The organism is Paenibacillus sp. OK003 (assembly GCF_900109515.1).
GTDB classification, from domain to species: Bacteria; Bacillota; Bacilli; order Paenibacillales; family Paenibacillaceae; genus Paenibacillus; species Paenibacillus marchantiae.
Window position 1 is genome coordinate 157,449 of record NZ_FOBD01000003.1, and the last position, 23,567, is coordinate 181,015.

Below are 23,567 nucleotides of genomic sequence, written 5' to 3' on the forward strand. Positions count from 1 at the left end.
ATGAGATTCATTAAGGTCTCAATTACTATCTAAAGATGTATTAAAACTTCATAAATTCCTTCGTTTTTATACCAGAGATTTTTCATTTAGATTGTGTATGATGGTCTAATGAAACGAAAATGGAAAAATGTATTCGCTCTACGTATCTGGTGCGTCTGCAGAAAGTATTGTAGAGTTGTAGGAGCAATTACGCGATGAAGGTGAGAAATATGGAGATCAATAATATTCTTGTTGCAGACGATGAACCGGAAATTCGAGAAGCTCTCGTTATTTACTTAAAAAGCAATGATGTAGATGTGTTTACGGCCTCTAACGGAGTGGAGGCATCGGAGATCCTTGAACAAGAAACGATTCATCTTATTATCATGGACCTCATGATGCCGCAGCTTGATGGAATCAAGACGACTTTCAAAATTCGTGAAGATAAAAATATACCGATCATTATGCTTTCCGCCAAATCGGAGGATAGTGACAAAATTTTGGGACTCAACGTTGGAGCCGACGATTATATAACGAAACCGTTTAACCCCTTGGAATTGGTCGCTAGAGTCCGATCTCAGCTACGCAGGTTTACGAATTTGGGTTCCTTTCACTCCATCGGGGAAGAGATCATTCAAGTAAAAGGACTCGTGCTGAACAAAAGCTCGAAGACTGTTGAGGTGGATGGAGAGGACGTTAGACTGACCGCGAAGGAATACAAAATTTTGGAGCTGTTAATGGAGAACAAGGGCCGAGTTTTCTCGATTGAAGAGATTTATGAGCGCGTGTGGAATGAACCGGTATTTGCTTCAGAGAATACGGTTGCCGTACATGTGAGAAACATTCGTGAAAAAATTGAGATCAATCCTAAAGACCCAAAATATTTGAAGGTGGTATGGGGAATTGGATACAAAATCGAGAAAAAGTAAAGCAGATCGAACAATTGGAATCGACCCTCTTGTCCTCGTCATCGCAGTTATTTTAGGGATTTTCTTACTTATTAACGAGTATTCATACTTGGGGGTGGGTCTGAGATTTTCAACTTCACGTTTTATTTTGGGACTGCTTTCCATTATTGTCTTGGGCTTGTTGTTAGCCAGACTGTTTCGTTATTATAAGGCACCTCATAATAAACGTTCCTTCTGGAACGGCAGTGTGCTGATAGATTATTTTCATATTTGGAGAAGCGGCTTTAGAGCCAGTCTGCAAAGCAGGAGACTAACGTTTGGCCTGATTATTATGTTTCTGCTGATTGCATTAGCCGGCATTTGTTTGTGGGAGGCAGTCACATATTATGGAGAGGGATGGCTCATCCTTTATTTGGTGCTATTTGTGCTGTTTGTGGTTCCTTATATGCTCTCCAAGCTTAGACGTTTCATCGCCATCATCAATGGAAGTAAAGAGATTGCCGAAGGGAATATTCAAAATTCAATTCAAGATGTCGGCAACGATTCCCTATCTGAACTTGCTGGTTATATTAACAATATGAAAGCCGGGTATCAAAGCGCGTTGGAACATCAAATGAAAAGCGAGCGGTTAAAAACTGAACTGATTACCAATGTATCGCATGATCTGAAGACTCCGCTTACTTCGATTATCAACTATGTCGATTTATTAAAAAAAGAAAATCATTCTTCGGAAACAATCCTAGGCTACATTGAAACGCTGGAGCGCAAGTCGCTTCGACTGAAACTGTTAATCGAAGATCTGTTCGATATTTCTAAGATGGCCAGCGGTACAATAGAGCTGGATATAGAGCACGTCGATGTGGCAACGTTATTGACACAAGCGATAGCAGAATCCAACACCCATATGGGACAAGCGTCGCTCGAAATACGGGAGAGGATTGCCAAGTTCCCGATTCATGCGTATTTGGATGGTAATAAGATATGGCGTGTATTTGAAAATCTAATTAGCAACGCGCAGAAATATTCGCTTCCAGGAACCCGCATCTATATTTACTTGGACGAGACTGATGATCTGGTAAGATTTAAAATTCAAAATACCTCTGCCTATGAGATTGATTTTGATGCGGAAGAACTGTTCGAACGTTTCAAAAGAGCCGACGAATCCCGCCAGACAGAGGGCTCGGGACTAGGGCTGGCTATTGTAAAAAGCATCGTTGAGTTGCACGGAGGGCAGATCAAAGTCGAGATTCACGGCGATCAATTCAACGTTATTGTGCATTTACCCAAAAAGCGCTGAAAGAAAAATAAGCTAAATTCAAAGTTACTAACTCAATAACCCCCAACGAAAAGCACAGGCAACGACCTGTGTCCAATTTTTTGCACGCAGCTTGGTCATCAAGCTGCTTACGTTGTTCTTAGCGAGTGATGATGCTAGCTAGTGTCCAATATTAAGGGGTTGAACCGTGAATGTTATAATTATGAATATTGAACAAATGGAGGGATGAACATAGATAAGAAAAAGTACTTTATCCTGATGCCACCGATGTTAATAATTGGACTGTTTATAATGTATTTTCTTCCAGTAAATCAGAGAGCTTATGTATTCTTAGTTCCTATTGTATTTTGGTTGACGTACTATATCTGGGTATTTGTTGAGAGAAAAAAATATAAAAAATAGAATAGAAATTATAGTTTGCGAGGTGTTAAAATGGTTTCGCATCAATTGCTTACTCACGATACAATTCTTGAATTATTGCCCCACATTAATACAGAACAGAATTTGCTTTTTTATAGTTATTTAACGCAACGTAAGGATAAGGCTCAATATGTTGGTCAATTTAAGAATAGTCAACTTACAGCCGTATTAGCTTATTTTAGCGAACTATCCTTTCCTGCATTTTCTTTCTTCCGAGTTGAAGATCGTGATATCTTTTTTCCAGAACTCATTGCTTTTACAAGAGAAAATATCCAACTTGACGAAAATGCTGTATGTGGCACGATACTCTGTAAACAGGACCTTGAACTTTTTCAATCCTTCGGTCTCATCAAAGGAATTCCTCAACGTTTTCTAACGATGAAACATCAGGATGAATCGAAACTCCTTGAATCTAACATTGCAAACAAGATAAATGAAAATGAATATTCTAAGGTAATTGATTTTTTACATAGTGGGGAAATGAGGTTTTTCACAAGGAGTGAGTTGGATGATTATCCTTTTATTAGAATAAGGGAAGGGGAAGATTTCATAGCTGTGGGCGGCTACCATTTTTATGACTCTCAGCTAGTAGAGCTTGGGAACATTGTTACCAGGTTAGATTACAGAGGACGAGGATTAGCTAAACGCCTAACAAGTGAATTGACACACCTCGGTAAAAAACGGTCACCAGATGTCTATCTGGGCGTATTGGCAAATAACTTGCCAGCTGTTCGCTTATATGAAGGCTTAGGGTATCAAACAACAATGGAACTTTCTATTGTGAATTTTACTTTATCCACGACAAAAATATAGTCCTAATTATAGTCGCTATTTTAGCGGCTTTTTTATTTTATCGGTATAAGTATTTAAAGGAATGGGCTTCTTTTGCCGTATATCGGCGCTTTCTTTAATCGCCGTAATTAAAAACATGTAAGCAAATACATGCGAATTGGGAATTGAATTCAGTGTAACTTATTCCACAAAAACGAATGAATACTTAACATTATCTCTATATAGTTCGCGAATAACTGTGAACATTACGTTAATTCGTTGACAATGAGTATTTTATTTATTAAAATTCGTAAGGGCATCAGGGTAAAGCAGATATGAGTATCCTTATCATTGGTTTAGAATCTTAGCTTTTTAATCCTAATGACGAATATAGGAGCGGTAATATTACAATCCTATTACGATGATTAGGATTTTTTTGTTTTTAGCTTTGGTGAATAATTTGAAGGTTGGAGGCTGGCTTTAATCATGGACAATTGGTTCAAACTAAAAGAAAGAGGTACGACCGTATCAACGGAGATCATCGCAGGGATTACGACTTTCTTCACAATGGTATACATAGTTATCGTAAACCCAGGAATACTCAGCAGCACGGGGATGGACTTTAACGGAGTATTCATTGCTACGGTGTTGGCGAGTATTGTGGCGACGCTGATTATGGGAATTGGGTCCAATTATCCGATTGTCATAGCGCCTGGCATGGGTCTAAATGCATTCTTTGCTTATAGTGTAGTTGCCGGATATGGCGTGTCTTGGCAGGTTGCACTAGGAGCCGTATTTATAGCAGGGCTTTTGTTTATTATTTTATCGCTAACTTCATTTCGTTACATGCTGCTTGATGCCATTCCTGCGAGTCTTAAGCACGCGATAACAGCAGGGATTGGATTGTTTATTACTACGGTTGGGCTGCAAAATTCAGGGATCATTGCTGATTCAGAATCCAATTTGATTACGATCGGCAACTTGGCAGAGCCTATGACTTACCTGACCATTATCGGATTAATTATCACGGTTGTGCTTATGGCTTACAATGTAAAAGGTTATCTGTTCATCGGAATGGTGATCACAGCGTTTCTTGCCTGGATCATGGGACTATTTCAAATGCCGGAGTCGATTGTATCCTTGCCGCAAGGCCTCACGTCAACGGCTTTCCAACTGGATTTGGCAGGCGTATTCTCTAATGGCCTGTATACCATCATATTTACGTTCCTGTTGATCACGCTGTTTGATACGACGGGGACCATGCTCGGCGTTGCTGAACAAGCAGGACTGCTGAAGGAAGGTAAATTTCCGCGCTCACGGGGCGCCCTATTGGCAGATGCTGTAGGGACTACCACTGGCGCTTTGCTTGGAACGAGCCCAACATCGGCTTATATCGAGTCCAGCACAGGGGTGGCTGCAGGAGGAAGAACAGGACTGACGGCGGTCACGGTGAGTGTGCTGCTTGCTCTTACGTTGTTCTTTACACCGATCGTAAGCGTCATATCAGGTATCCCGGCGATCACTTCTCCGGCACTGATTATTGTGGGTTACTTTATGATTAGCGTAATCAGCAAAATCAATTGGAAGGATCTCGAAGAAACATTTCCTGCCTTCCTGATTATCATACTTACTCCGTTGACGCACAGTATTGCGACAGGCATCGGCGTAGGCTTCATTTTCTATCCGGTACTCAAGCTGCTTCGCGGAAAGGGCAAGGATGTTCATCCGATATTCTACATTTTTGCGGTATTGTTCTTCATCCAGCTTGTATTCCTGGACCACTAAGAAACGGTTTAATCCCACAAAGGAGAACTGCTTATTTAAAGGCAGCTCTCCTTTTTTATATGAAACCTTCCTTTCAATCCTGTAGAGAAGAATTATTCTTCGAATTTAATACTTCAAATGCTTCTTTTAAAAATTCCATAGTATGCTTAGGCAACAATAGTTGGATTTCATGAAGCCTTTTAAAATCCGCATTCACATATATATAATGATTTTTTTCATTTTTATGTGGGGGCACTAATATTCCAAGTTGTCGATAATGTCGTAATGTACGAGCCATCGTATCTGCCAGCTTTGCAAATTTACTTGCCGTTAATCTCATCCAAAGTTCCTCTTTTCAAAAATCATTTCTTGTATTTTTTCGCCAGAATAATTCCAATAGAGATATTATAAATCCCATGGGCAAGCATTGACGGGATTAACGACCCGGTAAAATAAAAGAGTAGTGCAAAAATCAAACCATTTACAAACACACCAGTAAGGATCCCGGTGGCTCCTTTATATTGGGGAACATGTATTACCCAAAATAGAAAAGTGCTTATTATGATAACGAGCCAATCTACTATTATAGAGTATCCAATACATAATCCGATCAGGACACCTCTATAAAAGAATTCTTCAAATACACCACCACCTATTGCAGATAAAGCTATACCACTTGGTTGGATCATTATTTTTTTAATCAGATCTGATCCTTCGGTTTTGGGGAGTTCTGTTCTTGTTTTGATGAATGCAACTAGAGCAATAGCTGTTATAACGAAACTAGAAATAAGACCAATGAGTACTGCGGATAAAACACTAATCTCGTTTGGTATAAATAAGTCAGCTATAAATGGTAACATATCTCCCTGTTTGAATATCCAAATAAAAACCGATCCGATAAAAAGAAATGAAATTAGTGTGAGTGATGCTCTCGACAGTAATTTGTACTGTTCCTGTCCCGTGGTTTCAGTCATAATTAAACACTCCTTTTATCTGTTTTTTCATTATAGATTGTGACGTAGCGTCCCCCGCAACAATTGATTTTTGTTTAAAAAAAACAAAGTTCCTGTCCCAAATGGAGGAGAGAAACGTTGTCTCATCACGGAATAGTTGTAAAAAAATTCACTCAGCATCGGAATGAATAAATACCAAGCTGAACTTGATCCATAATTTACAAGTTTACTAGAAACTTTTTCCTGAATCTAGCGTCTAATAATATGAGTTTTTGAGAGGATAACAATTACTTGGAAGCAGAAGGAGCCAAAGACAGCGCATGAATATGAAGAAGAAATTGTCCATTTTTACCGCTTTAGCCGTTTTTCAAGCATTTGCAGTCGGTTCTGTGAATGCGCAATCAGCACCGCAGGATGACACCGTGTCAGTAAATACAGCCAAAGTAGAATCGGTTGAGGTGCTGAAGAAAGAGCAACCGATTGCAGAGAGTGAAGTGAAAACGGGTAGCAGTAACGCATCCAGCACTACTCCGTCCACTAAAGGAAAAGAAACCGGAACTTTAGCAGGTACTGAGGCAACACCTAAAACAGATATCGAAAAACCCGCCACAGATGGGGGAGAGACGACTACAAATGAAACGAGTACGAAACCTGTAACTCAAGAGGGAACTCCGGAGGATGTTGAAACACCAGCTACACCTGCTCAAATAGAGCAACCATCCATTGGTGGAAATACTGCGGTAGCAGCAGGCGGAAATCTGACGTTGTACATGAATAGCAACAAAATGGAGCAGGATGGGAAAACGTATCTTGCTGGCCAGCCAATGACTGTAAAAAACGGCGTATCCTATGTTGCGATCCGTGCACTGGTGGACCGTGTGGGATACGGGGTCAAATACGATAACAAAACCAAGGAAACGATCATTATCAGTGGTGATAATGAGCTCCGATTCAAAACCAACAGCAAGGATTATACCGTAAATGGGGAGTCCAGAACGATGAAGGGCCCTGCTTATCAGCAAAAAAATACGTTCATGGTGCCGTTAACTTCCATTACTCAAGCTCTGAATATCACCTATAAAGTGAATCAGTCGGCTAAAACGGTTGTGCTGAATCTCAATACTAAACCCGTTGCAAGCTTTGTGATTACACAAAAGGAAATTTTTGCGGGCGATAAAGTGGACTATGTGACTTCTTCCAGTTCTCCAAATGGTCTGGATATCCTGGACGAACGCTGGACAGGTCGTCAGGATTCGTTTGATCAAGCGGGTACATATACGATTTCATATCAAGTACAGGATTCCAACGGTCAATGGAGCGATCCCTATTCGATGACGATTCAAGTTTTGAGTCCTAATCTTCCTCCTGTTGCCATGTTCACCACAGACAAGGAACAATATAAAATGGGTGAAAAAATAACATACATCGACCAAAGTACAGATGATGAAAACAGTATTGATAAAACGGTATGGGAAAACAACTCGCTGGCCTTCTTTGAACCCGGTCCCAAAACGGTGACACTCACTGTTACTGACAATCACGGCGCGACGAACACGTACTCCAAAGTTATAACCATAACCAATGAGACATTATATTCATTTTCCGATTTCAATTTACTCTTCATACCGGTAGGGCAGAAATTCACTTTTAACGGTGGCGAAGTAACTTCGATGGAAAAAGTGCCTTATACGTACAAGGATGAGCCAAGTCTGTTGATCCGCAGCAACAGTCCGGAAACGGTTAATACGGAAGGCATCGTGTATAAAGAATCATCTTCGGGGCAGACCCGTTTCATGATTCATCACGTGAACAATACAGGCAAAAGAGTAAAAATGTATGTGATTGCAACCAATAACAACCCCAATCCGGCAGTATTCGAACAACAAAATATGGGCTTTGCAGGACCTACTCCATATGCTACCGTAGCTGGGAAATTGTCGATTGATAAATGGTTCAAATCGATTCAGACCGGAGCCGATCAGAAGAAAGAGGTTATTCAACCTGGAGAAAGCAAACTGATTTTGACCGAGCTAAATAAAATTCCGATGAAAGAAGGACAAGTGATCTCACTCTATTCGGATGCTTATAGTGATTATTCCCTGGACTATAACGTTATCCTCGTCGAAGAAAATAAAGATCCGTTCGAGACTTTGCCGATGCTACCTGTGCTTGATCGTGACGGTGTGCACAACCGTGGAACGTACCCGAATGCGACTCGTATCATTACGTATGATCAGCTAGTGGGAGTCAAACCTGCTCGTCTGCCACTGGGTGATAACGCAAGCGATCCCAATCTGGTTGGAACAGATCCAATGGCTTACACAGACGCATCCAACGCGGGTAATTTTGGCGTATTGTACAAAATCACGCTGAATAATGTGGCTCCGCGTACGTTAATCTCATTTAACCCTCGTGGAGGGAAATACTCAGGAGTGGCTCTAGTGAACAATCAGGTTGTATCCATTGCCGATGGTAACGTTGCTGTTAGCAATTCAAGTGAACAAAGCGTTCTTTACCGCACAGGGGCATATGGAGAGAGCGTAACGATTCTTTTCTCTGCCGCGCCAGGAAGCAACCTGCCGGTTAATCTACTCTTTACACCGCTCCCATCGGAGAAGTGATGAAGTTGTCTCTCATAAGCTAGAGCGGGAATGAATGATTGGGTTGGCGTATTAACTATCGAAGTGAAGGACTCCATAAGGAGTCTTTTCTTTTCACTGGGGATATGAGGATATACGGAATGGATGCTGCTTAAAAAGCCACTATAGAACCGCTTATTTCTACTGAGGAGGAATCAAATTCCGATGAATGTAGTCGTCAAGTTGATACGTGAATTCAAGGAGCGCGATACCCGGCGTTTGTTGAAAGATTATCGAGACAAAGTGGAGCTTATCAGGAAACGGAATTTGGAAGCTTGGGAAGATCAGCGTCTACAAGTGGAATCCCTTCGGCTGCAAGAAGAAGCACGATCAGGCACGCATTTGGATGAGCTGCTTGTTGATGCTTATGCGTTAGTCTGCGAGGCTGCGAAGAGAACACTCGGATTACAGCCTTACGATGTCCAGATTATGGCTGCTATCGCTTTGCACGAGAGATTTTTGATCGAGCAGCATACCGGTGAAGGAAAAACACTCTCTGCTGTTATGCCTGCTTATCTCAACGCGTTGACAGGCGAAGGCGTTCATGTACTCACTTTTAACGACTACTTGGCAAATCGAGATGCGGAGTGGATGGGTCCGATCTACCGCTTCCTCGGATTAACGGTAAGCTCGGTTCAAGCGGGCATGAGCCTGTTGGAGAAACGGGAAGCGTACGCCAAGGATATAACCTATGTTACGGCTAAAGAAGCAGGGTTCGATTATTTGCGTGACACAATAGCATTAAATGAAGCTGATACCGTACACCGTCCTTTCCACTACGTCATCGTCGACGAAGCGGATTCATTGCTTCTTGATGAAGCGCGGGTGCCGCTAGTCATTAGTGGCGATTCGAGCGCTTCCAAGAATGACGGTATTCTTTTCGCAGAAGTGGCCCGGCAGCTTCAGCCAGCAGAGCATTACGATTTTGACGAGTTCCAGCGGAACGTTTACTTGAATGATGCGGGTGCTGCGAAAGCGGAGTTGCTGCTGGGATGCGGCAATTTGTACGATAGCCATAATAGTCATTTGTTAACTTCATTGAATTGTGCGCTGCATGTGGAAGCGTTATTAAAAAAAGACGTCGATTACATCTTCCGGGATGGTGAAATTGAGTTAATCGAAGAACATACCGGCCGTGTGGCTGAGAACAGGTATTTGCCGGACGGGCTGCAAGCTGCGCTGGTGGCGAAAGAAGGGTTGCAGTGGAAGGCCGGTGGTAGAATTCTCGGTACGATCACTATTCAACATTTCATTAGTCTGTATTCAGGAATTTGCGGGATGACGGCTACGGCGCTCGCTTCAGCAATGGAATTTGAAGATATCTATGCGCTGCAGGTCGTGCAAATTCCGCCGAACCAGCCAAATATACGGATCGACCACCAGCACCGAATTTACACCCATAAAGAAGGCAAATATAAGGCGCTTGTACAAGAAATCTCTTCCGTCCATAGGGTGGGACGCCCCATTCTTATTGGTACGTCAAGCGTCGAGGAGTCTGACATGCTGGCGGAGGCGCTTGCGATTGCCGGCGTACCTTGCCAGGTTCTGAATGCGAAAAACGATGCGAAAGAAGCCGAGATCATCGCCAAAGCGGGAGAAATCGGGGCCGTAACGGTATCTACCAATATGGCAGGACGCGGCGTCGACATTCGTCTCGGCGGCGGCAACCCAGCGCAGGCAGAAGTGGTCGCCAAGCTGGGCGGATTATACGTGATAGGTACATATGTGAACGAGAGCATGCGGATTGACAACCAGTTGCGCGGGCGTTCCGGCCGCCAAGGTGATCCGGGAGCTTCCGTATTCTATATAAGCCTGGAAGACGAGTTGATGCTTCGTTTCGGCATTCATAGACTGTTTCGCGCTCCCAGGCAGGACGAGGTTCTTGAGGATGCGGCGATCCGCAGCAAAATCGAGCATATTCAGCGCGTGATTATAGGTCAAAACTTCGATATTCAGCGGGAATTGAACGGTTATTCGGATATGGTGGAGGATCAGCGGCGAATTCTATACGAAGAGCGGCTCGAAATATTGAAAGGCGAGAGGAAGATGAGTCCTTCAGAGCAGCGGGTACGGCTTTTTTATATCGACGAGTTCTGGGCTGACCATCTGGCATACGTTTCTTACATTCGTGAAAGCATCCATCTCGAAAGCATTACCAGTCGTAACCCGATGGACGAGTTTCATACGCAAATTACCCAAGCATTCGAGCAAATCCCAGCTAAAATAGATCATGAGTCGGAGAATATGATTAGAAAACTTGGAGGTTCGAATGATCCGGTGAAATGGGAAGAGTTCGGTCTGAAGAGTCCTATTTCGACTCGGACTTATATGATCAACGATCAATACAGCCAAGATAAGCGCAGCTCATGGACCGGAACGACGGTATTTGCTTTTTGGGGCAGTAAGATTTTGAAGCTGCTACTGAGGCCAGTATATAGGATGTCAAAATAGTGATGGGAGCGTGACGATCGATGAACAATAGAGAACGATTTTCGAGTCGGGTCGATTCATATTTAAAATACCGCCCGAGTTATCCCAAAGAGGCAATTGACCATTTGTACGACGTCGTTGGTTTACGCGTGAACAGTAATATAGCAGACATTGGTTCAGGTACTGGGATCATCTCAAAGCTACTTCTGGAACGCGGAAGCTATGTAATCGCGGTCGAGCCAAATCAGGCAATGCGGGAAGCCGCCGAGCAAACGTTAGAAAGTAATCCGAAATTTCAAAGTACATCAGGTTCTGCAGAATCTACTGGGTTACCTGATCAGTCGGTTGATTTTATTGTCTGCGCTCAGGCATTTCACTGGTTCGATCGCTCCGCAGCCCAAATCGAGTTTCGCAGAATTTTACGGCCAGGTGGGAGAGTAATACTCATCTGGAATTCTCGTCTTACAAACGGTACTCCGTTTCGTGAAGAGTACAATCAACTGCTTCATACATTTGGAACCGACTATGAAAAAGTCAATCATAAAAATATTTCTCAGACGATGCTGCTCTCTTTTTTCAAGGAAGGTTCAATGCATGAAATGCGATTCAGAATGAGTCAGGAGTTCGATTTCGAGGGTTTGAAAGGCCGGTTGTTATCATCTTCTTACAGCCCTGTACCCGGGCATGCAAATTACGATCCTATGATGACAGAACTGCGGAATCTATTTGATAAAAATAATCAGGATGGTATTGTTGAATTCGATTATGAAACTGAGATTTTTTGGGGAGAAGTATAGATCAACAAAATGATACCCAGCTATATTATCAAGCTATAGCTGGGTATGTTTGTGGAGTTTACGTCCATAGAGCCTTTTAACGATTGTACGCCTAGATGTTGATTCGTTGCCTAAGTGAAAAGTAAGCAACGATTTTTTGTTTTTAAATTTCGATCATGATTAATCTAAACTATCCAAGAAGGCTAATTTTCTCTGAATATAAGTTCGAGTTGCTTTAGTATCAATCGTGTTCATATATCCATGAACTTCTTTGCTCTCATGGATATCAGGAATATATAAATCTGTCTTGACCCCTAATTCTTTTAAGCGGTTATAATAATCTTCAGCCTGATCTGGGAATGTCCCCGTGTTGCCATCCGTTATAAAAGTTGGAGGGAAATTACTCGTCGCTCTTGGTATTACATTTAAGGATTGTAAGATATCTTTATCAGCGCTAACCACCGGCTGACCAATGTATGCACTTCCTGATTGAGCGAAAATATAGTCAGTCACGATGTCTTCGGTTACGGTTCTATGGCCCCGACTAAAGTCAAGAATGGGTACTTCTAATACTAAAGCTTTGATATCCGTAAGCTCTATGACAGGATTAATATCGATTTCTTTCGCATACTCAGGGTTAGCTTGAATTGTCACAAAGTCTGCAGCGATAAATCCACCTGCGCTTCCCCCGCCAAAGATTACATTGTTCATATTAATTCCGTACTGTTTGCCATTTTGCTGCATATATTGCACCGCTTCTGATAATTGTTTTATGGGTGTAGGGTGTATATATTCTGGAGCTAAAGCATAATTTATGGTCACCACATTATAACCATGATCAACCATTAATTCATAATGATATAACATTGTATTTGAAGCCGCTCCTGCGTTAGGATCACCTCCAATTGAATCTCCCGCTATAAAGCCACCGCCGTGCACATAAAAGTATGTTGGACGTTCTTCATCCAATTGACCATCGGGTGTAATGATATTTAAAAAACTTCTTGGATACTTTTCTCCGTATTGAATATTCGTTGTTAACTGATATTTACCATCAATAGTTGTGGTAGTAGATGGTTCTGCTGTGTAAGTATTTTCTGCTCCAGAACTGCTTTGCAAATATAAAGCAACTGGCTTTGGCGTAGCTGTAAATAATATTAATATGGATGTCCCCAACATTAAAACAAGGACGAGAACCCATTTGCTAATTCTCAACGTTAATGATTTGAAACTTCGATTCATTTTCTTATGCATGCCTAATGCAAAAATAATTAATGCAAACCCGGTTACTGCAAATGAAACTTGTGCAACTACAAATAATCCGATTTTATCAAATATCATCCAGAAGATTTCAGTAGCTATAAACAAAGCCGAGATACCTAACCAGGCACGATAGAGCTTTTCATTTAAGTGCTTCTTAACGACTAGAATATGAACTACAGACACAACCATGGCTGCGATTCCTAATGGGATAAGATAATTGATAAAAAATGACTGTGACCAAGACAATAAGATCGTAATTAACCCTACAATAACTCCGCATAACCTCATACTAAATTTCATTTTTAACCATATCCTTCTTTATATTATTTAATTGTGTATCAATAACAGATAAATATTGGTTTAATTCCTCCAGTTCTCTAACGGTGAGTTTGTTTCCTAAAGGCATCAATACAGCCAGTATTTTCTGTCTTTCTTCCAACACAATGTGCTGTCCTTTTTCTGTTAATTCAAGCCACACCACTCGTTTATCTTTCTCGTTATACTCACGTTTAATTAATTCTTTATCCGTTAATCGATTCACGATAGCAGTAATAGAACTTTTTTTGACATTAAGTGCTTTAGCCAAAAAACTGGCTGTGCAATGATCAGTCGTATTAATGACATTCAATAAATTAAACTGGTCTGGAGTAACACTGCTATCTTTAGAGATATTCTTCTGAATAGATTGCATGCTAATTGAGATTGATATGGCTCTCTGTGTATACAGATCAATATGTTGTTCTAATTGCTTTCTATCCACATCCATATCCATAGTTAATTGCTCCTTTATCATATTAGTTTCATTGTCTAACGGTTAGAGTGTGAAACTAATATTAACAGCATGTTTTTTGTAAGTCAACAATTGAAAAAAAGGCAAATGTTATTGTTAGTTAAGATTCTTCGTTCTAAACACTTGTCGAGAGACAAGAACGTAGCCCCATTTGAAAGTCGCTATTTTAGCGGCTTTTTTTATTTAGCGATACAAGTTCTTGTCCCACTTTCCGGGATGAGCTGTTGGAACGATCCAAGGCACACGTCCTTAATATCTTATAAGAAATTCTTGAAATTTCAGAAATTTATCCGATAGGGGGGTGCTAATATACAAATACAAACAAAGACGAGGTGATGATATGCACGTGAATTTGGCAGCGGACGCCATTCCCCTCTCCAAAAAGCGGAAGTCATGGATAAGGACGATCCAAAAATATAAAGTGATGTATGCTCTTTTATTACCAGCCTTAATTTACTTTGCCGTATTCAAATACATTCCTATGGCGGGAATATTGATTGCTTTTAAAAACTACAACCTGGCTTTGGGCGTATGGGATAGCCCATGGGTGGGATTCAAAAATTTTACGGATTTTATGAACGGCGTTTATTTCTGGGACATCATGAAAAATACGATTGTTATATCGCTGTATAAGCTATTGTTCGGTTTCTCCGCTCCCATCTTACTTGCTTTACTGCTCAATGAAGTTCATACCCAATGGTTTAAGAAAATCGTACAAACCATTACTTATTTACCCCACTTTCTGTCTTGGGTCATTGTGTATGGATTGATGGTAGCCTTATTAGCCCCAGGTGATGGCCTTTTTAATATGATTTTGAAGGAAAGTGGTTTTCAGCCCATTTCATTTCTAACGGAGCCTGCTTGGGGGAGACTGCTGGTCATCGCATCTGAAATTTGGAAGGACATTGGATGGGGAGCGATTTTGTACCTCGCCGCATTAGCAGGTATTGATCCAAGCTTATATGAAGCGGCTCGAATGGATGGCGCTTCCAAATGGAGACAGCTCTGGCATATCACGTTACCAGGCATTCGAGGAGTCATTATTCTGATGCTGATTCTTAAATTAAGCCATATTCTGGATGCTGGCTTTGACCAAATATTCATGTTTGCCAACACCTTTAACCAGGAGAAGATCGACATTATCGACACATGGGTATACCGTGAAGGGTTGGAGCGTCTTAAGATTGGCTTGGCTACTGCTGTAGGATTGTTTAAAGCTGTCATTGGATTTGGTTTAGTTTTGGCAGCCAATAAGCTCGCCAAAAAATTCGATGGGCAAATTTGGTGAGGTGGTTTTTAAAATGATCCATTTGACAATCGGGGAAAAAGTCTGGCAATCCGTCGTTTATGTGATTCTTATTTTCTTATCACTACTTTGCTTACTACCCTTTCTGTATGTGATTGCTGTCTCCGTGACGCCAGAATCGGAAGTGTTAAGAAGAGGGATTGTGATTATACCAGAATCTTTTACCTTTCTAGCCTATAAAGAAGTATTCATTTCTCATGGGATCTGGCAGGCGTATAAAATTACGTTGTTTCGAACGATTGTAGGCACGGTGCTTAATGTGTTATTTACGGTCTTAGCAGCTTATCCGTTATCCAAAAAATATTTGCCGGGACGCAGTCCGTTTTTACTATTCATTGTGTTTACCATGATGTTCAGTGGGGGGTTAATTCCGACTTATCTACTAATTCGCTCTCTAGGGTTGCTAAACAGTCCGTGGGTATTGATTATTCCAAATCTCATTAGTGCATTTAATCTGGTGATCATTAAAGGCTTTTTCGAGCAATTGCCTGGTGAAATCGAGGAATCAGCGAGGGTTGACGGTGCAAGTGAACTTCAATCGTTATGGCGGATCATTTTACCACTGTCTTTGCCCGTCATTTCCACCATTTCTTTATTTTACGCAGTCGGGCATTGGAACAGTTATTTTGATGCTATTGTTTATATCAATGATTCCAACCTCATGCCGCTTCAAGTAGTCTTGCGAAACATCCTTCTTAACGTCGCAACACAAAGCGCTGAGTCGCTCGCCAATTCCGGAGCTGTAAGTACATTCGCTGTGCAGATGGCTACAGTTGTTGTGACTACGATTCCGATTTTGATCGTTTACCCATTTTTACAGAAGCATTTTACCAAAGGTGTGCTCTTGGGATCCGTTAAAGGTTAAAAGGTGTTCCAACCTAACTTATTACGGGGAAACCGTGATAATATACAAGCAAAGGAGAGGTCAATATGCAGCATAAGAAGATTTCATTTGCTATTCTGTCGGCAATCTTAGGATTGGGAACGCTACTGTCAGGATGTGGGGGAAATGAAGAAGTTACATCGATAGCTTCGGGTAATTCGCAAGGGCAGTCTGGCCAGTTTGCAACCAAAATGAAAATCTCAATGTTTAACCAAGGCACTTTCAACGCTGCTGCTCCGGTACCTCCACGTGATGAAGATGTTCAACGTCAAATGTTGGAAAAAGAGATGAACATCGACTTGGATATGATGATTCCTCAAGCTGGGCAAGCAACAACCAAACTGAATACACTCATTGCAGGTGGAGATATTCCAGATTTGATCTTCTTGAAGAGTCGGGCTGATCTCGCGCAATATTACGACCAAGGCGTTCTTTCGGATTTGACACCGTATCTGGATCAATTCCCTGAATTAAAGAAACGGTTTGGCAACGACTCATGGGATGCAATGTCCTATCAAGGAAAAACGATTGGAGTTCCAGGCTATGATAATGTTAACGGTATCAGTCGAAGCTTCTTCATCCGCAATGATTGGCTGAAAAAGCTGAATATGGAGGTACCAACGACACCGGATGAGTTGTTCGAAGTTATGAAAGCCTTTACAGAGAAAGATCCGGACGGGAATGGTAAAAACGATACGTACGGATTTATCGGCGGTATGAATAAAGAAGGTAATCTGCAAACCTATGGCTTCGATAGCTTGATGTGGATGTTTGGTGTCAATCCTCCTTCGGCCGTTGAGATAAAAGATAATGAACCGGTATTTCTGTTTATCGATCCCAAAATGAAAGAGGCGCTTGCTTACATTAACAAAATGATGGCCGCCAACGTGGTAGACCCAGACTGGGTGACGATGAATTCGCCCGATCTGTTGGACCAAAAGATGTTTAAGGGTAAAGTTGGCTTCATGATCAGAGATGCCCGTAGGCTGGAGCCGGATTATCAGCAGAAAATGAAAGAGATTAGTGGCGAGGTGCCGGAATGGATCGTCATTCCTCCGATGAAAGGTCCTTACGGGGATCAAATTGTAGAAAGAAAATCATTCCAAGGTAATTCATGGGCCATTTCCGCGAAAGCGGATAAGGACAAAATCATTCGGATCTTGTCCATGCTGAATTATCTCTTTACAGACGAAGAAGCTTATCCTAACTTTGCATACGGAATTAAAGGCATTCATTGGGATGTGGTGGACGGCAAGATCAAAAATAAAACTTCCGAGTTATCGAAGGAAATGAAAGAGAAGTACCTGTGGGTCGATCATTATAGAATGCCGCGCCGTGGTGATGATGCGGAGTACTTCAGCTTCCAGAATCCGAAGACGGCGGAGGCTTTCAAGGACAATCAGCAATATGTGGGGCCAACGTTGCCCGGAAATTTATTGACTCCAGACCCAAGCGATACTTTGGATGCTGACCGCACTCGTTTCATTAATGAAAGCTTAGTTAAATTTATGACGGGCAAAGAACCTCTTTCGAATTGGGACAATTTCCTCCAAACATTGGATACCAAGTTTGACATGCAGAAATATAAGGAAACAGCAATCAAACAATTTAAAGAGGCCGGCCTTATCAAGTAAAATAAATAAACAAAGAGAGTGGCTATTCGTAGCCCCTCTCTTTATTAGCATATGCTATTCTTAGTTTACTATAGAATTAAAAGGAAGATGATGGATGCGAAGAAGAATCAGCTTGCCTTTAAAATTATTTTTTCTCGTGTTTGCATTTGTATTAGGGTGCATCATCTTGATAAGCCAATTGTCTTATCGCTATGTCCAAAAGGAAATAAGAACCAATGACATTTTTTACACCAACCAAATCCTTGACAAGGTAGACCAGTACTTCACTGTTAATTTTTCTTCCTTCCAGACGATTCTCTTCTCAGTCGAAACATCAGTGAAAGCCAATATTGACAATGCGGAAGTGATTAAAAAGCAATTAAGAGAACTGTATGAACTCAATAGTAGTTACGTCAGTAATATATATTTGATCAAAAGCGATTTATCCATTCTAGGCGGAAGTACAGCTACCCGAATATTCGATGAACCTTTATCTGAAAGAGCACCTTTGTTTGATGCGGCTGACAAGAACAGAAGGACTACCTTTGTTAGTGAACCTTACAAATCGAAGTATTCCGGCTGGACCGTTACGATGGTTCGATATCTGAACGGCGCTCCGTTTCCTATGGCCATTGCGGTTGACTTGGATCTAAATGCCATTGAAGAAACCTTGTTCAAGATTAATAAACAAGAACAAATGAATCTGGCTCTGATCACAGCGTCAGGTAAAATCATTGCCGGATTTTCTGAAAATAAAGGACTACTGAATATTCAAGATCATACGTTTTCGATCGGGGAAACGTCAGCGGAACAAATTCTGGATACGACAGAAACAAATCTTCAACTGCATACGATGGATGGCATTCCGGTCTCCCTTCTAAAAAAACCGACGGAGAAATTCAACTGGACTATCATCTCAATCAATGATGAATCACGCTTGAAAGCAGCTTTGTCCAGATTAGAAACCTATTATATTGAGCTTTTAGCTGCAGGTCTTCTCTTAAGTTTGATCATTTCTTTTTTGGTTGCCAAATATATAAGGAAACCACTCTATACACTCAAAACAAAAATGAAGCAAGTGGAGCAAGGCTTACTCACAACGACAATTACGGTTAATCGAAACGATGAGTTTGGAGATCTTTCACGAGCATTCGATCGTATGCTGCAGCAAATTGTGGAACTGATTCGGCGAGCGGAACTTCATAATGAACTTGAGCGGAAGTTGGAAATCCAGGTGCTGCAGTCTCAAATTAACCCTCATTTTCTGTATAACACACTTGGTTCGATCAGCAACGTTATACGTCTCGGACAAATAGAGAAAGTAGATGTGGTGATCGGATCGCTCATATCATTATTGGAATACGGGATAGACGATGCTTCAGAGAAGGTTTCCTTACGTCAGGAACTACGCAATGTAGCGGACTATATCGAGATCCAGAACATTCGGTATAACCGAAACTTCCACTTGATTGAACATATCGAAGCAGGGTTAATGGATTTTCCTGTTTTTCGAATGCTGCTGCAGCCTCTTGTGGAGAATAGCATCTTCCATGGTTATAACGGAGGGGGAATTGAGGGGCCTATTACGATTCATGCGTACAGGGAGGACAGTATCGTCATCATAGAAGTTGTTGATCAAGGCGAGGGAATTCCAGCTGATAAAATAAAGCATATTTTAACCTCAGAACCGAGTGAAATGGAACTAAAAAGGAAAAGAATCGGGCTAAATAATATTCATGGCCGAATAAGACTTCACTATGGCGATCAATTTGGACTGCAAATCATTAGCATACCTAAGGAAATAACCCGTATACGCGCTGTATTCCCGGCCGAATTGCAAAAAGGAGATGCATAATGGTGAGAGATTATACCTGCTTCATTGTTGACGATGAAGACCTGATCATTCAACGATTGGAATTGTTTTTTAATGAGCTCTCTCATAGGGATAAGCGATTTGTTCTAGTGGGCAAAGCGAATAATGGGCTGAATGGGATCGAGGAGATCATAAAACTGAAGCCGGACATCGTCATATCCGATATCGTTATGCCGCGAATGGACGGAATCTCCATGATTGAGCAGCTCAAGAGGGAGCTCCCCCATACGCAATACATACTTTTGACCGCCTATTCATCCTTTGAATACGCCCAGCGAGCGATTCAAGCCAACGTATTGGAGTACATTGTAAAGGTTCCGCTGAGGGAAGCGGATTTGAATCGAGCTTTGGATAAAGCAGCCGGGATTTTAAATGAGTTCAAGAAAAAAGAAGCGGAATTTCAATCGTTAAACGTATCCGTGCTTGAAAATAAATACAGAGTGCGCAAGCAATTTTTTAACGAACTGATCAGAGGCGAAATTCCTTCTCATCGGGCATCGGATTTTGCTAATCGCATACAGTTTCATTTCTTTCAAGCCAACTATTGCTGCTTCATCGTTGAGATGAATACGTATGAAAGTTTCCGAAACGAATACGCTGCCGCAGATCAAAACATCTTGAAATATGCGATTACGAATATCATCGAAGAAACGGTGATGAATGGTGGTAGTGGGGTAGCTGCGGATCTGTCCGATAATCGTTTTATTGGCTTTCTATCCTGGGAAAATAACCGTAGTGATATGGAAACGGAATATGCTTGCCTATCCTTGGGAGGGCAGATCGTCTCTCATTTGCATCAATATTTGAATCAAAGGGTATCTGTTGCTTTTGGCGGTCCACACCGAGGCTGGGAATCGATCAAACAGGCATACACGGAAGCTAAAAATGTGAGTGAGGATTTCTATTATCATACAGAAAAAGTCGTAAAAACACCGATGCATCGGTTCCAATACGATAATGACAAAAAAGCAGACTTTCAGCAGAAGCTGGCTGATTTTCTTATACGGATGAAACGAAAGATTTCCAAGGAAGAGCTGGAGGATGCACTTGCCGATCTGAGCCAATTTGTTACGGACCATAAAATCCACAAGTCCATTATGGCACCCATGATTAGAGACTTGTACAGAGACATTACCGTAAAGTTTAAATCAGGGAACAAGATGGCCACGGAAGTCCCAGACTTTCCCATGGAATTTATATCTTTTCAGGAGCAGCTTGCCTATATTGGTGACTTCACATTCGAATACGTACACGCGGGCCAACGATTACATCGTGCAGAAATCATGAGTGCTATGCATTTTATCGAGAAAAACCTGAAACAACGCTTAACGTTGGAGGCCATTGCGGAGGAAGTGAATCTAGCGCCATCGTATTTTAGCAGCTTATTCAAAAAAACAATGAGCGAAGGCGTGATCAGCTACATCAACCGTAAAAAAATCCATCTCGCTCTCGAGTTGTTAAACGTCCGGGATTATTCTTTATTGGAATTGTGTGAGGAAGTAGGCATCGTCAATGAAGGTTACTTTTGCAAACTGTTTAAAGAATATACGGGTGATACACCTAAGCAATATCGGATAAAAATGACACGGTACGAATCCAAATAAGGATACAAAAAATGTATGATTTTTTCGTGAAATCCTGTAAAAAAAAAGAGGCCAAAACCATTACCATGATAGGAGCATCTAATCATGGAGGTTATCAAAATGGAGCTTATGAAAGCAGATGTAACCGTCGTAGGTGGAGGTATTGCAGGGATATGTGCTGCCATTGCAGCTGCACGCCAAGGTCTGCAGGTTTCACTTATTAATGATCGGCCGGTGCTTGGGGGAAATGCGAGCAGCGAGGTCAGAGTTCATATCAACGGGTCGGCATATCTCGGAAATAGTCCATCCTATTATGCCCGCGAGGGCGGGTTGGTAGAAGAACTCAAGCTGAAGATCTTTCATTATAATCCGTTATACAACAAGAAGCTTATGCTTTCGCTTTCGGATACGGTCTTGCTCGACATGGTTTATGATGAGCCTAACATTTCTCTGTTTCTTAATACATGTGTACATGAAACGGGCATGGAGAACGGCAGAATTCAATGGGTGGAGGGCCTTCAATTAGCTTCCGAAAGAAAATTTCGTTTTGAAAGCCCAACCTACATTGATTGCTCCGGTGATGGAATAGTTGGATACCAAGCAGGTGCTGACTTCCGATGGGGAAGAGAAGCGAAGCATGAATACAAGGAGGAGCTTGCTCCAGAAGTGGCGGATCATTACACGATGGGCGATACGATTCTGTTTCAAGCCCGTGACGTAAACTATGCCGTTCCTTACAAAAGGCCTGGCTTTGCGTATGATATCACGAAGCTGGAGTTTTTCGAAAGTATCCGAAAAGGATTAAACCATCGGTCTTTTCCAAGGAAAATCAACGGACTTGGTGGATTGTGGTGGCTGGAATACGGCGGACATATGGATATTATCAAGAATAATGAAGACATCGCATTGGAATTGCGGAAATTGGTGTACGGGATCTGGGATTATATCAAAAATAGCGGTGAGTTTGATGATGTAGACAATCTCATCTTGGATTATGTATGCCCGATTCCGGGAAAGCGGGAGTCAAGACGGTTTATCGGGGAGCACATGCTGTCTCAGAACGATCTTACAGCAAAGACTCATTTCGAAGATGCTGTATCCGTCGGGGGCTGGTATATGGATCTGCATGCGAATAAAGGCATCTACGATGAGGGGCCGGCTACAGCGTGGAATTTCGTGCCGGGATTGTATAATATCCCTTTCCGCAGCTTATTTTCACGTAATATTCCTAATCTCATGTTCGCTGGCCGCAATATAAGCGCTACCCATGTAGCTTTTGGGTCTACAAGGGTGATGGCGACCTGTGGTTGTATGGGGCAGGCGGTAGGAACAGCTGCTGCGTTATGCGTAAAATATGACACAGACCCCGCGGACATCGTCAAAGCGCATATGGATGAGCTTCAGACGCAGCTGCTACGAGACGGGCAAACGATTGTAGGGCTTCAAGAGCCGTTGGATCCTTATTTTGCTGATGGATTAACGATTCGTGCCTCGTCTCAGCGAAGCTATGAACATCTTCATCCAACCGAAGAGATCTCCTTGGAGAAAACGTTATGTTTGGTCTTGCCGATTCAGACATCCGTGGCTGAAAGTGTGCAGATCAAAATTAAAAATAGATCCGAGCATTCGGAAACGTTGCAAGTGAAGCTATTTGGTGGGGAACGGAAGGAAAACTATATTCCTGCAAGCGAGCTGAAAGGATACAACTTAGTGATTTCAGCGGGTTATGATGACTGGATCACGCTGGAACTGGGCTGCGAGAAACCGGCTGATGACAAGGTCTACATCGTATTGGAAGGTGCGGCGAGCCTTGCCGTAGACGGCAATGAAGAGAAAATGACTGGAGCGGTGAGCTTCTATTATAGACCAGAAGAGCCATCCAGACTGAAGAAGCTTAATAAGAGTATTTGCTTTAAAGACCTATCGCCATCCCAAAATATGTATAGCCCTGAGAATGTCGTCAATGGCTTCTCCAGACCTTATGGTCTACCGAACAGCTGGATTTCTGAACGTTCAGAAGGACAGGAGTGGTTGGAATTTGCTTTTGCAAGCCCCAAAAATCTGGATGAAATCCATCTTGTTTTCAATTCGCAGCTGAACTTGGAGCATTTCGACGATCCGATCGAGCCATTGATTCAAGATTATGATGTGACCTTAACCTTAGAAGACGGAACCGAGAGTGAAATGAATATCCGTGGGAATTATCTTTCGTTGAATAAACATCAGGTGCATGCAAAAGGTGTAACCCGAATCCGATTTGATTTCTGTGCAACGTTTGGTTCGCCTTATTATGAAGTGTTTGCTGTCAAATTTTTTGCTCCTAAAAACGCGAAGTGAGGG

At 41.9% G+C, this 23,567-nt stretch carries 17 protein-coding genes; 13 read left to right on the forward strand and 4 right to left on the reverse strand.

Features of this window, described 5'->3' with window-relative positions:
- The first annotated feature begins 209 nt into the window (after window positions 1–209).
- The 4 genes from BMW94_RS05625 (at window position 210) to BMW94_RS05640 (ending at window position 5,139) form a co-directional block, all read left to right on the forward strand.
- The gene (locus tag BMW94_RS05625; RefSeq protein ID WP_090996267.1) at window positions 210–908 is read left to right on the forward strand and encodes a response regulator transcription factor; all 699 of its coding nucleotides are present in this window, start codon (window positions 210–212) and stop codon (window positions 906–908) included.
- On the forward strand, window positions 883–2,184 hold the full coding sequence (locus tag BMW94_RS05630; protein ID WP_217648176.1) for a sensor histidine kinase: 1,302 nt from the start codon (window positions 883–885) through the stop codon (window positions 2,182–2,184). Before BMW94_RS05625 ends, BMW94_RS05630 begins: the two co-directional genes overlap by 26 nt.
- A 411-nt stretch (window positions 2,185–2,595) precedes the next feature.
- Window positions 2,596–3,396, forward strand: a complete 801-nt coding sequence (locus tag BMW94_RS05635; RefSeq protein ID WP_090995540.1) for a GNAT family N-acetyltransferase — start codon at window positions 2,596–2,598, stop codon at window positions 3,394–3,396.
- Window positions 3,397–3,840: 444 nt separating this feature from the next.
- Window positions 3,841–5,139 (forward strand): NCS2 family permease, encoded by a 1,299-nt coding sequence (locus BMW94_RS05640; protein WP_090995543.1) that lies wholly within the window; start codon window positions 3,841–3,843, stop codon window positions 5,137–5,139.
- A gap of 73 nt (window positions 5,140–5,212) precedes the next feature.
- On the opposite strand, the gene BMW94_RS05645 is transcribed toward BMW94_RS05640, so the two are convergent.
- Window positions 5,213–5,458 carry a MerR family transcriptional regulator gene (locus BMW94_RS05645; RefSeq protein ID WP_090995548.1) on the reverse strand — a complete coding sequence of 82 codons (246 nt, stop codon included), beginning with the start codon at window positions 5,456–5,458 and terminating at the stop codon, window positions 5,213–5,215.
- A gap of 22 nt (window positions 5,459–5,480) precedes the next feature.
- Entirely contained in the window at window positions 5,481–6,092 is a 612-nt protein-coding gene (locus BMW94_RS05650; protein ID WP_090995552.1) for a CPBP family intramembrane glutamic endopeptidase, read from the reverse strand.
- Between the two features lie 299 nt (window positions 6,093–6,391).
- Between BMW94_RS05650 and BMW94_RS05655 the strand changes: the two genes are divergently transcribed.
- The 3 genes from BMW94_RS05655 (at window position 6,392) to BMW94_RS05665 (ending at window position 11,937) form a co-directional block, all read left to right on the forward strand.
- The gene (locus BMW94_RS05655) at window positions 6,392–8,692 is read left to right on the forward strand and encodes a stalk domain-containing protein (RefSeq protein ID WP_090995555.1); all 2,301 of its coding nucleotides are present in this window, start codon (window positions 6,392–6,394) and stop codon (window positions 8,690–8,692) included.
- A gap of 183 nt (window positions 8,693–8,875) precedes the next feature.
- Window positions 8,876–11,161 carry a preprotein translocase subunit SecA gene (locus BMW94_RS05660; RefSeq protein WP_090995558.1) on the forward strand — a complete coding sequence of 762 codons (2,286 nt, stop codon included), beginning with the start codon at window positions 8,876–8,878 and terminating at the stop codon, window positions 11,159–11,161.
- Window positions 11,162–11,181: 20 nt separating this feature from the next.
- A complete protein-coding gene (locus BMW94_RS05665; protein ID WP_090995561.1) occupies window positions 11,182–11,937 on the forward strand; it encodes a class I SAM-dependent methyltransferase in 756 nt (251 codons plus the stop codon).
- Window positions 11,938–12,096: 159 nt separating this feature from the next.
- Here the strand turns inward: BMW94_RS05665 and BMW94_RS05670 are convergent, their stop codons facing one another.
- Window positions 12,097–13,479, reverse strand: a complete 1,383-nt coding sequence (locus tag BMW94_RS05670; protein WP_090995565.1) for an alpha/beta hydrolase — start codon at window positions 13,477–13,479, stop codon at window positions 12,097–12,099.
- Window positions 13,469–13,951: a MarR family winged helix-turn-helix transcriptional regulator gene (locus BMW94_RS05675; RefSeq protein WP_175480589.1), complete on the reverse strand. Its 483-nt coding sequence runs from the start codon at window positions 13,949–13,951 to the stop codon at window positions 13,469–13,471. The genes BMW94_RS05670 and BMW94_RS05675 overlap by 11 nt, the downstream gene beginning before the upstream one ends.
- Window positions 13,952–14,309: 358 nt before the next feature.
- Between BMW94_RS05675 and BMW94_RS05680 the strand changes: the two genes are divergently transcribed.
- The 6 genes from BMW94_RS05680 to BMW94_RS05705 all read left to right on the forward strand — a co-directional run bounded on the left by BMW94_RS05680 (window position 14,310) and on the right by BMW94_RS05705 (window position 23,564).
- Window positions 14,310–15,257, forward strand: a complete 948-nt coding sequence (locus BMW94_RS05680) for an ABC transporter permease (RefSeq protein ID WP_090995570.1) — start codon at window positions 14,310–14,312, stop codon at window positions 15,255–15,257.
- A 13-nt stretch (window positions 15,258–15,270) separates the two neighbouring features.
- A complete protein-coding gene (locus BMW94_RS05685) occupies window positions 15,271–16,140 on the forward strand; it encodes a carbohydrate ABC transporter permease (RefSeq protein WP_090995572.1) in 870 nt (289 codons plus the stop codon).
- A 65-nt stretch (window positions 16,141–16,205) separates the two neighbouring features.
- Window positions 16,206–17,792, forward strand: coding sequence for an extracellular solute-binding protein (locus tag BMW94_RS05690; RefSeq protein WP_090995574.1), 1,587 nt, complete (start codon window positions 16,206–16,208; stop codon window positions 17,790–17,792).
- 166 nt (window positions 17,793–17,958) lie between these two features.
- On the forward strand, window positions 17,959–19,626 hold the full coding sequence (locus BMW94_RS05695) for a sensor histidine kinase (protein WP_254790131.1): 1,668 nt from the start codon (window positions 17,959–17,961) through the stop codon (window positions 19,624–19,626).
- A complete protein-coding gene (locus BMW94_RS05700) occupies window positions 19,626–21,248 on the forward strand; it encodes a response regulator transcription factor (protein ID WP_090995579.1) in 1,623 nt (540 codons plus the stop codon). The genes BMW94_RS05695 and BMW94_RS05700 overlap by 1 nt, the downstream gene beginning before the upstream one ends.
- Before the next feature lie 84 nt (window positions 21,249–21,332).
- Window positions 21,333–23,564 (forward strand): FAD-dependent oxidoreductase, encoded by a 2,232-nt coding sequence (locus BMW94_RS05705; RefSeq protein WP_090995583.1) that lies wholly within the window; start codon window positions 21,333–21,335, stop codon window positions 23,562–23,564.
- Window positions 23,565–23,567 lie beyond the last annotated feature (3 nt).

What these genes read in the sequence shown, in the direction of transcription:
- BMW94_RS05625 (WP_090996267.1), top strand. Translation starts at nt 210, where the DNA reads ATGGAGATCAATAATATTCTTGTTGCAGACGATGAACCGGAAATTCGA.
- BMW94_RS05635 (WP_090995540.1), top strand. Translation starts at nt 2,596, where the DNA reads ATGGTTTCGCATCAATTGCTTACTCACGATACAATTCTTGAATTATTG.
- BMW94_RS05640 (WP_090995543.1), top strand. Translation starts at nt 3,841, where the DNA reads ATGGACAATTGGTTCAAACTAAAAGAAAGAGGTACGACCGTATCAACG.
- BMW94_RS05645 (WP_090995548.1), bottom strand. Translation starts at nt 5,458, where the DNA reads ATGAGATTAACGGCAAGTAAATTTGCAAAGCTGGCAGATACGATGGCT.
- BMW94_RS05650 (WP_090995552.1), bottom strand. Translation starts at nt 6,092, where the DNA reads ATGACTGAAACCACGGGACAGGAACAGTACAAATTACTGTCGAGAGCA.
- BMW94_RS05655 (WP_090995555.1), top strand. Translation starts at nt 6,392, where the DNA reads ATGAATATGAAGAAGAAATTGTCCATTTTTACCGCTTTAGCCGTTTTT.
- BMW94_RS05660 (WP_090995558.1), top strand. Translation starts at nt 8,876, where the DNA reads ATGAATGTAGTCGTCAAGTTGATACGTGAATTCAAGGAGCGCGATACC.
- BMW94_RS05665 (WP_090995561.1), top strand. Translation starts at nt 11,182, where the DNA reads ATGAACAATAGAGAACGATTTTCGAGTCGGGTCGATTCATATTTAAAA.
- BMW94_RS05670 (WP_090995565.1), bottom strand. Translation starts at nt 13,479, where the DNA reads ATGAAATTTAGTATGAGGTTATGCGGAGTTATTGTAGGGTTAATTACG.
- BMW94_RS05675 (WP_175480589.1), bottom strand. Translation starts at nt 13,951, where the DNA reads ATGGATATGGATGTGGATAGAAAGCAATTAGAACAACATATTGATCTG.
- BMW94_RS05680 (WP_090995570.1), top strand. Translation starts at nt 14,310, where the DNA reads ATGCACGTGAATTTGGCAGCGGACGCCATTCCCCTCTCCAAAAAGCGG.
- BMW94_RS05685 (WP_090995572.1), top strand. Translation starts at nt 15,271, where the DNA reads ATGATCCATTTGACAATCGGGGAAAAAGTCTGGCAATCCGTCGTTTAT.
- BMW94_RS05690 (WP_090995574.1), top strand. Translation starts at nt 16,206, where the DNA reads ATGCAGCATAAGAAGATTTCATTTGCTATTCTGTCGGCAATCTTAGGA.
- BMW94_RS05700 (WP_090995579.1), top strand. Translation starts at nt 19,626, where the DNA reads ATGGTGAGAGATTATACCTGCTTCATTGTTGACGATGAAGACCTGATC.
- BMW94_RS05705 (WP_090995583.1), top strand. Translation starts at nt 21,333, where the DNA reads ATGGAGGTTATCAAAATGGAGCTTATGAAAGCAGATGTAACCGTCGTA.